Below are 9,211 nucleotides of genomic sequence, written 5' to 3' on the forward strand. Positions count from 1 at the left end.
GCTGCGTGTCTGCGGGGGCGCAGGCAGCCGCCCCCCGCAGGCGTTCTCCGCCGGGGACTACTTGATCACGCCGCAGGCCATGCGGGCGCCGCCGCCGCCCAAGGCGGCCGGATGATCGTGGTAGTTGTCGCCGCCCACATGCACCATTAGGGCATGGCCGCGGACCTCGTCGAGGGTCTTGAGCTTGGGAGCGAGGACGGGAACGGCCGCAGCGCCCTGCGCGTCAACGTAGAGACTCGGCAGGTCGCCCTTGTGGCCGGCGTCGTCCCACGGGAAGGAGTGGTTCTTCGCGCCCGCGGGATTCCAGTGACCGCCCGCCTTCATGCCGAGGCCCTTGTCGGTGAGGCCGCAGTCCGGATTCTGATGTACGTGGAATCCATGCAGGCCGGGCGTGAGGCCCGCGAGCTGCGGATAGAAGACGAGGCCGTAGGGGCTCTGAACGATCACGACCTGACCGACGGGCTTGGCGCCGTCCTTGGCGAGGAGCTCAACGGGAACGACGATCTTCTGCGATTCCGCAAGCGGATCGTAGAGCTGCGTTTGATCCGCCGCGACGGCGCTGAGGGAGATCGTTGCGGCCGCAAGGACGCTGAGAAGTGCTGACGTCTTCATATAGAAAACCTCCAGTTCTGAGAGTTCGGAAGAACTTCCGATTGAGGAAGTCCTTGACTTTCAATAGCCTAGCATTATTCTGTCGTGACAAATAATAGCCTGCGCATCCTGTTGCATTTGCTTGCATGCGTCTGATTTTCTTTCAAAGAAGTGCGCAAAAAAAAAACGCCCGGGCAGCATCGACTGCGGCGGGCGGTTGTGAGCAACGACGAATGCGCGTCAGATGAGGCTCTCGAGCTCGGCGAGCTCCTCGGCGGCGCTACGGCGCTTCGGGTGGAAGTCGTCCGCCTCGTCGGCCATCTCGCGCTCCCAGTCCTCGAGAGGACGGGGCTCGTTCGGGTGCTCGTCGCGCCACTCGTGGGCGAATTCGGAGACGGCCTGCCGCAGGAGGTCGAGCCCCTCGCCCGTGAGCGCGGAGACGAAGACCGCCTTTGGGCGCCCCTTTTCGTCGCGAATGATCTCCGGGGCGTGGTTCGTCACGTCGATCTTGTTGTAGACGAGGATCGTCGGGGCGTCGTCGGCCTTGATGTCCTTCAACACCGAATTCACCTCGGCGATCTGCTCCTCGCGCACCGGGGACGAGGCGTCCACGACGTGCAGCAGCAGGTCGGCGTGCACCGTCTCGTCGAGCGTCGACTTGAAGGCCTCGATGAGCTGATGCGGCAGTCCGCGGATGAATCCCACGGTGTCGGTGGCGACCACGGTCTCCTCGTCGTTCAGCCAGAACTTGCGCGCCGTCGTGTCGAGCGTCGCGAAGAGCTGGTCGGCCGCATACGTCTGCGCACGCGTGAGCTTGTTGAAGAGCGTGGACTTGCCGGCGTTCGTGTAGCCCGCGAGCGAAACCGTGATCGAGTCGCCCCTCGAGCGGGCGCGGCGCTGCGTGCCGCGCTGGCGAGCAAGGCGCTTGAGCTGATCGCGCAGCTGTTTCATGCGCACGCCGATCATGCGGCGGTCGAGTTCGATCTGCTTCTCGCCCGGGCCGCCCGTCTTGCCCAAGCCGCCTCTCTGGCGCTCAAGGTGGGTCCAACCGCGCACGAGACGCGTCGAGAGGTGCTCGAGACGCGCGAGCTCGACCTGCAGCCGGCCCTCGCGGCTCTTCGCGCGTTGGCGGAAGATGTCGAGAATCAGCTCCGTGCGGTCGAGCACGGGAATGTTGAGCACGCGCTCGATGTTGCGCTCCTGCGCCGCGGAGAGCGCGATGTCGAAGACGACGACGTCGGCGCCCGCCTCGCGGGCGAGCTCGCCCAACTCCTCGATCTTCCCCGAGCCGAGGAAGGTGGCGGGATCGGGCTTGTCGCGCTTGGCCTGCATGAGTCCAACGGGCTCGAGGCCGTCCGAAGTGACGAGAAGACGGAGCTCCTCGGCGGAGTCCTGATAGAAGACGCGGCCGAGATTGACGACCACGAGAAAGGCGCGCGAAGTCTTCACCTCGCGCGTCTCGTCAAGCTGAAAGTTAGTCAGATCAGTTCTCCGGCGCGTTCTGGGCGCCCGTCTGGGCGGCGCCGTTCATCGCGACGGCGCGCGACGGGACGACGGTGCTGATGGCGTGCTTGTAGACCATCTGCGTGAGTGTGTTGCGCAGAATGACGACGTACTGGTCAAAGGACTCAATCTGGCCCTGAAGCTTGATGCCGTTCACGAGGTAGATCGAAACGGGGATGTGCTCCTTGCGGAGCAGGTTGAGGAACGGATCCTGCAGAAGCTGAACCTTGTTGTTCGCCATGATTTTGTTCTTCTCCGACACTGCAGTCTCGCACGTTGCAGGCGTTGCTTGTTGTTGTTCTCTTTGGGCGGCGCCGAAGTATCGAACGGGTGCGTCCGCTCGCTCCTTGTTGTTCTCTTGGCGAGGCCGGGGCCGCCGCGTCTGCCGCCCGGCCTCACGAGGGACCGGACCGCACGCAGAGCGAATCTTAACACCCGCCCTGCGGGTTCTCGGCGCGTCCTCCTTCAAATTCCTCGGAATTTGAAAGGAACTATTGCGACGGCGGGAACCGCATGGGCGCTTCTCCCGAGGCTGCGGCGAATCCTTTTTTCCGCCGCCCGAGCGGTGCGGACGGAAGTCCTCAAACGAAGGGCGGAGCGACGATTCCGGTCGTCCCGCCTCTTTATTTCCACTACTTCTTCGCGTCCTCTTTGACGTACGGATTCACCTTCGTGCGGAACTCGATCCGCAGTGGCGTGCCCGCGAGGTTGAAGGCCTCACGGAACCAGCCTTCGAGGTAGCGGCGATAGGACTCGCCGATGTCCTCCAACGCGTTGCCGTGGACGACGATCACGGGCGGGTTCGAACCGCCCTGGTGCGCGTAGCGGGGCTTCGGGCGGCCGCCGCGGGCGCGCGGTGGCTGCTGGCGCTGCACGGCCTCGAGGAGCGCACGGGTGAGCTTCGAGGTGGGGATCTTGCGGTAGGCGGCGGCGTGCGCCTCGTCGACGGCCTTCATGAGATGGTTGAGGCCGTTGCGCTTCAACGCCGAAATGCGGATCATGCGCGCCCAACGCAGGAAGTGGAGCTTGTGCTCGATCTCGAGGTTGAAGCGCTCGCGCTCGTAGCTGTCGAGAAGGTCCCACTTGTTGACGGCGACCACGAGGGCGCGGCCGGAGTCGAGCACGTAGCCCGCGATGTGAGCGTCGCCTTCGGAGACGCCCTCCTTCGCGTCAAGCACGAGGATCACGACGTTCGAGTCCTCGATCGCCTGCAGGGTCTTCACGACGGAGAACTTCTCGACCGCCTCGAAGACGCGTCCCTTCTTCCTCAGGCCCGCGGTGTCGACCAACTCGTAGGGACGCCCTTCGTACTCGAAGTCCACCTTGATCGCGTCGCGGGTGGTGCCCGGCATGTCGTAGGCGATCACGCGCTCCTCGCCGATGAGCGAGTTGATGAGCGTGGACTTGCCCGCATTCGGGCGCCCGGCGAGCGTCACCTTGATGCGCTTCGGCGCGTCGGGATCAACCTCCTTCTCCTCGGCTTCGGGTTCGTCCTCATCCTCGGGGCACTTCGAGAGCGCGAGATCGATCACGTCGCGCACGCCCTGACCGTGGGCGCCCGAGACGAGGTAGGGCTCGCCGAGACCGAGCTCGTAGAACTCCGCCTTGGCGGTGTCCAAGAGGCCTTCGGCCTTGTTGACGAGCAGTAGCACCGGGCGGTCGGCGCGGCGCAGGTGCTGCGCGATGCGCAGATCCTGGGGCGTGAGGCCCGCGCGGGCGTCGCAGAGGAAGAGCACGCAGTCGGCCTCCTCGATCGCAAGCTCGGCCTGACCGGCCATCGCCTGCACGATGCCCTCGCTCCTCACGGGCTCGAAGCCGCCCGTGTCGACGACGATGTAGGGACGGTCGCCGACGCGCCCCTGACCGTACTGACGGTCGCGCGTAAGGCCGGGGAAGTCGGCCACGATGGCGTCGCGGCTGCGGGTGAGCCGATTGAAGAAGGTCGACTTGCCGACGTTGGGCCGGCCCACGAGAGCGATGACTGGAAGCATGAGTTTGAAGGTCTGATAAAACTGGAAAGGCCGCGTCCGAGGGGTTCACCTCCGGCGCGGCTCTGAAGAAGGTTCTCTGGAGAGGAGCGGCGGAGCCGACCTCCCGGAGCGGGGCGGCTTATTCGCCGTCGCCCTGCACAATGTAGGCGACGTCGCCCTCGACCGTCTGGAAGACCGCGCCGTAGCCGTACTGTGCGGCGGGCGTGGTCACCGCGCCCGAGAGCGAGGCGCTGCCGACGGGATTGCCCGTGGCGGGGTCGAGGAACGTGATCCGGCCCTCGTAGTCGCCGAAGGCGAGCGCCGTGCCCACGCGGATCGGCGCGGAGGCGCCGCGGTAGAGGAACTGGTCGTTCACCCACGCCTCGCGCCCGTTGCGGCGGTTGAAGGCGTGGATGCGCCCGGCGTCGTCCACTTCATAGACGAGCCGCCCGTCCGCGACGGGGCCCGTGACGGCGTCCACCTTCTGACTCCAGACGAGGCGCCCGTTCTGCGAGCTCATGCAGACCAGGTTGCCCTGGAAGGCCGCGGCGCACATGAGCTCCTGGTCCACCCAGGGGCGGCCGACCACGTCGATCAGGCGCTCGACTTCGGTGATGCCCTTCGCCTGGCCGATCACGGCGTCGAAGATCACGCGGCCGTCGGCGGGATTCATCGCCATCAGGCGGCCGTTGGCCTGCCCGACCAGAGCGCCCGCGGGCGACCAGGCCATCTGCGAGAAGCCCCGGAGGGTGAGCGCCGGCGCCTGGCCCTGATAGTGCCAGAGGCGCTGGCCCGTGATGAGGTCGAACCCGGTGACGCGCGTGTCGGAGGTCTTCACGATCACGCGGCCCGCGCCCACGAGGGGCGGCACCTCGACGTCGGAGGAAAGGCGCGCCTCCCAGGCGAGCTTGCCCTCGGCGTCGAAGACCTGCACGACGCCCTTCTCGGTGCCCACGGCCACGTGGCTGCCGTCGGTGCCGACGCCCGCCGTCACGGCGCCGTCGGTTTCGGCGCGCCAGACGACGTCGCCCGTCTGCCGGTCAAGGCGCACGACCGCGCTCCCGCCCGCGGCGTAGACGGCCGTGTCGGTCACGGCCGGCGCGAGGTTCTTCGCTTCGGCGTCGCCGACGTTGGTGCGCCAGACGACCTTCGCCTCGGTCGTCTTCGCAAAGTCCGGATAGTCGTGCGGTTCGTGCGGATCGGAGGACGAGAAGATGCCGCAGCCGCTGAGCGCCAGGGCGCCCGCGAGGGCGGCGGCAAGTGTGAGCGATTTCTGAAGAGCCATTTGAATGGATGCCCGGGAGAAAGAAAGGTGGGCGCGGAAAGAAGGCCTCCCGCGCCGTGCCTGAATTCTAAGAGATATCGCCCTGCGGAAAGGCTTCCGCAGGGCCCCGCGTCCGCGCGCGCCGCACGCGGACGGGCGCACTCATCAGCCTTCGGCGGGAAGCGACGCGAGCTTGAGCTCGAGCACGCGGGCGAGCGGGTTGTTCGCGCCCCCCGTCTTCTGCGCCTCGGCCCAGGACTCGCGAGCCTTCTTCACGTCGCCCTTGGCGGCCCAGACGTCGCCGAGGCGGTCGAGGAGGAGCGGACGCTGGTCGGCGTTGGGCTTCGCGGCGTCGAGCACCTTCAGGGCCTCGTCGAGCTTGCCTTCGTCATAGAGCACGCCCGCGAGGCGAATGCGCGCGAGGGCGTCGTACTCGGGGCGCCCGGCCTTGTCGATCACCCACTCGAGCTTCGCCTTCGCCTCGGCGAAGTTGCCGTTCTGCAGAGCGGCGTTCGCGGCGGCGAGCGCCCCGAGGGGCGCGTAGATCGTGGAGCCGTACTCGGAGACGAGGCCCGTCGAGAGCGAAGCGGCGTTCTTCTGGTCGTTCGCAACGACGGCCTGCTGGAGCTGCGCATACATCTGCGCGGCCTTGCCGGCCTGGTTGCGCTGCCACCAGTTCCAGCCGTTCCAGGCGGCGAACCCGAGGCAGCACACGCAGACGGCGGCGGTGACCGGAGTGCCCCACCGGTCCCACCAGGCCTTCATTTGGTCAATGCTCTCCTGCTCTTCCAAGTCGTAAGCCATGGCTCAAACTCTCTCAAACGTTCGTTGTTCTGAAGGATGAAAAATCAGCCGCGCTCGGCGGCGAGCGCCGCGGCGATGCGCGCGGGCGCGTCGGCGATCGGCTCGAGCGTCTGCTCGGCGTAGGCTTCGGCGCCGGCGCGCAGGGCCTTCACGCCCACCGCACCCTGCGCGAGCTCGTCGTCGGTCGCGAAGACGGCGATCTTCGCGCCCGAGGCGTCGGCCTTCTTCATCTGGCTCTTGATGCTCGCCTCGCCCGGGTGCGTGATGACGCGCACGCCGAGGTCGCGCAGGCGCTCGGCGAGGAGCATCGCGGACTTCTGCGAGTCGCCGCCGTGGTGCAACACGTAGACGTCGGTCTGGGTGCGCTCGGGGACGTTGCCCACCTCGCGCATGAGTTCGATCACGCGCTCCATGCCCATGGCGAAGCCGACGCCGGGGGCGGGACGGCCGCCGAGCATCTCGACGAGCGGGTCGTAGCGCCCGCCGCCGCAGATCGTGCCCTGGGCGCCGAGGCGGTCCGTGATCCACTCGAAGACCGTGTGGTTGTAGTAGTCGAGGCCGCGCACGAGACGCGGATTGACCGTGTACTCCACGCCGCCCGCCGTGAGGAGTTCCTCGAGGCGGTTCAGGAAGGCGCGCGATTCGTCGCCGAGGTAGTCGAGGAGCTTCGGCGCAGCGTCGACCAGCGCCTGCATGTCGGGGTTCTTCGTGTCGAGGATGCGCAGCGGATTCGTGTAGAGGCGGCGCTGGGCGTCTTCGTCCAACTCGTCCTTATGCGCCTCGAAGTAGGCGATGAGCGCCTCACGGTGCGCCTGGCGCTCGTTCTGGGCGCCGAGCGTATTGAGCTCAAGACGCACCGGACCGATGCCGAGGGCCTTCCACATGCGCGAGAGCATGAGGATCATTTCGGCGTCGACGTCGGGGCCGGCCATGCCGAGCGCCTCGGCGCCGAGCTGATGGAACTGGCGGTAGCGGCCGCGCTGCGGACGCTCGTGGCGGAACATCGGGCCGCAGTACCAGAGGCGCTGCGTGGTGCCGTAGAGCAGGTTGTGCTCGTTCACGGCGCGCACGACCGCCGAGGTGCACTCGGGGCGGAGCGTGAGCTGGTCGCCGTTCATCGAGTCGGTGAAGGAGTACATCTCCTTCTCGACGATGTCGGTCACTTCGCCCACGCCGCGCGTGAAGACGCGGGTGTTCTCCAGGATCGGCGTGCGGATCTCCTGGTAGCCGTACTCTTCGAGCACGCCCACGCAGGTCTTCTGCACGTACTGCCAGATCGGGGCGTCCTGCGGGAGCATGTCGTTCATGCCCTTGACGCCGGTGAATTTTTCCTTGGCCATCTTTCTCTGCTGATGCTGCTCGCGGGCCGCACGCCGCGACGGAGCCCGGGGACCTGCCCCCGTCCGTCCGGGCGCCGCCCGCACTGGTGAATTCGTTTGCGTCCGCCGCCCCTCCGTACGGAGGGGCGGGAGCGCCCGCGCCGCCCGTCAGGCGGCCGGCGTCCCGTAGGTTTCGCGGACGAATTTTTCAATGATATCTTGAAACTGCCGGGCGATGTCCGCTCCCTTGAGGACGCCCGCCTTCTCGCCGCGGATGAAGACCGGGGCAACGGGACTCTCGCCCGAACCCGGAAGGCTCACGCCGATGTCGGCCTGGCGGCTTTCACCCGGGCCGTTGACGATGCAGCCCATGACGGCGACCGTCATCGACTCCGACCCCGGCGCCGTGCGGCGCCATTCGGGCGCGCGGCGCCTGAGGAACGCCTGCGTCTGCTCGGCGAGCTTCTGGAAGAGGTCCGACGAGGTGCGCCCGCACCCGGGGCAGCTCGTCACCATGGGCGTGAAGGACCTCAGGCCCATCGACTGAAGGATCTCCTGCGCGACCACCACCTCCTCGGTGCGGGAGGCGCCGGGCGAAGGCGTGAGCGAGACGCGGATCGTGTCGCCGATCCCCTCCTCGAGGAGCACGGCGAGCGCCGCCGTCGAAGCGACGATGCCCTTGCTGCCGATCCCAGCCTCGGTGAGTCCGAGGTGGAGCGCCCACGAGGAGCACTTCGCGAGCTCGCGGTAGAGCGCGATCAACTCCTGAACTTCGGAGACCTTGCAGGAGAGAACGATGCGGTCGGCGGGAAGGCCCAGGGACTCGGCGGCCTTCGCCGAGTCGACGGCGCTCTCCACCAACGCGCGGCGCAACACCGCCTGCGGCGTAAGGAGGCCGCCCGCACGGACGTTCTCGTCCATGAGGCGCGTGAGGAGCGCCTGGTCGAGCGACCCGCCGTTGACGCCGATCCTCACGGCCGCGCCCCACTTCTTCGCCGCCTCGATCATCAGCGCGAAGTTCTCCTCCTGCTTGCTGCCCTTGCCGACGTTGCCCGGGTTGATGCGGTACTTCGAGAGCGCCGCAGCGCACTCCGGGATTTCCGTGAGGAGTTTGTGGCCGTTGTAGTGGAAGTCGCCCACGAGCGGGGCATGGATGCCGGCGCGGTCGAGCCGGGCGCGGATCTCGGGGACGGCGCGCGCCGCGTCGGGCGTGTTGACCGTGAGGCGCACGAGTTCGGAGCCGGCGGCGGCGAGCTCCGACGCCTGCCGGTACGTCGCCTCGACGTCCGCGGTGGCCGTGTTCGTCATGGACTGGACGACCACCGGGCGGCCGCCGCCGATCACGACCTTGTTGCCGCCCCAGGAGATCGTCACCGGGGTGGTGTAGTGGCGGGCGAGTCCCGCCGTGCTGATGACTGCCATCGCGAGCGCGTCAAGTTGTATGGGTTATTGAAGCGTGAAGCGCGCGACGCCGTTCCTCACGGTTTCGGTGATCGCATAGGCGCGTCCGTCCACCATGAGCTGCATCGCGTCGGCGTTGCCGATCGTGAAGCGCGAGCCGCGCGGAATCTCGAGCACTTCGTTCGAACCAGCCTGCATTTCGCGGGCGATCACGTTGCGTCCGGAGGGCGCGATCACCTGCACCCAGCAGGCGCCCGCGAGGCGGAATTCCACGCGGTGGTTCGTCGCGGACGCGGCGGCGGGCCGGGCGGCCGGAGCCGGCTGCGCGGGCGCCGCGGCGGGCTTCTCCGCCGCGGGCT

The 9,211-nt window shown here is 67.6% G+C and carries 9 protein-coding genes; all 9 read right to left on the bottom strand.

What is annotated here, in order from left to right; translation table 11 throughout:
- Positions 1 to 57: 57 nt before the first annotated feature.
- Positions 58 to 612 (bottom strand): superoxide dismutase family protein, encoded by a 555-nt coding sequence (locus tag ACT6Y9_RS05650; RefSeq protein ID WP_443743809.1) that lies wholly within the window; start codon positions 610 to 612, stop codon positions 58 to 60.
- Between the two features lie 219 nt (positions 613 to 831).
- Positions 832 to 2,040 (bottom strand): GTPase HflX, encoded by a 1,209-nt coding sequence (gene hflX, locus ACT6Y9_RS05655; RefSeq protein ID WP_443743810.1) that lies wholly within the window; start codon positions 2,038 to 2,040, stop codon positions 832 to 834.
- Between the two features lie 34 nt (positions 2,041 to 2,074).
- Positions 2,075 to 2,335 (bottom strand): RNA chaperone Hfq, encoded by a 261-nt coding sequence (hfq, locus tag ACT6Y9_RS05660; RefSeq protein ID WP_295480720.1) that lies wholly within the window; start codon positions 2,333 to 2,335, stop codon positions 2,075 to 2,077.
- Between the two features lie 391 nt (positions 2,336 to 2,726).
- Positions 2,727 to 4,085 carry a ribosome biogenesis GTPase Der gene (der, locus tag ACT6Y9_RS05665; protein ID WP_443743811.1) on the bottom strand — a complete coding sequence of 453 codons (1,359 nt, stop codon included), beginning with the start codon at positions 4,083 to 4,085 and terminating at the stop codon, positions 2,727 to 2,729.
- A gap of 118 nt (positions 4,086 to 4,203) precedes the next feature.
- A complete protein-coding gene (bamB, locus tag ACT6Y9_RS05670) occupies positions 4,204 to 5,349 on the bottom strand; it encodes an outer membrane protein assembly factor BamB (protein ID WP_443743812.1) in 1,146 nt (381 codons plus the stop codon).
- 144 nt (positions 5,350 to 5,493) lie between these two features.
- Entirely contained in the window at positions 5,494 to 6,132 is a 639-nt protein-coding gene (locus tag ACT6Y9_RS05675) for a YfgM family protein (protein ID WP_443743813.1), read from the bottom strand.
- 44 nt (positions 6,133 to 6,176) lie between these two features.
- Complete coding sequence (hisS, locus tag ACT6Y9_RS05680; protein ID WP_295480728.1) at positions 6,177 to 7,472, bottom strand: histidine--tRNA ligase; 1,296 nt, start codon at positions 7,470 to 7,472, stop codon at positions 6,177 to 6,179.
- Between the two features lie 147 nt (positions 7,473 to 7,619).
- Positions 7,620 to 8,873, bottom strand: coding sequence for a flavodoxin-dependent (E)-4-hydroxy-3-methylbut-2-enyl-diphosphate synthase (ispG, locus tag ACT6Y9_RS05685; RefSeq protein ID WP_443743814.1), 1,254 nt, complete (start codon positions 8,871 to 8,873; stop codon positions 7,620 to 7,622).
- A gap of 24 nt (positions 8,874 to 8,897) precedes the next feature.
- Positions 8,898 to 9,211: DUF4115 domain-containing protein (locus ACT6Y9_RS05690; protein ID WP_443743815.1), on the bottom strand; the 314-nt coding region annotated here is incomplete at its 5' end.

The sequence above is a fragment of the Sutterella sp. genome (assembly GCF_052272535.1).
GTDB lineage: Bacteria > Pseudomonadota > Gammaproteobacteria > Burkholderiales > Burkholderiaceae_F > Sutterella.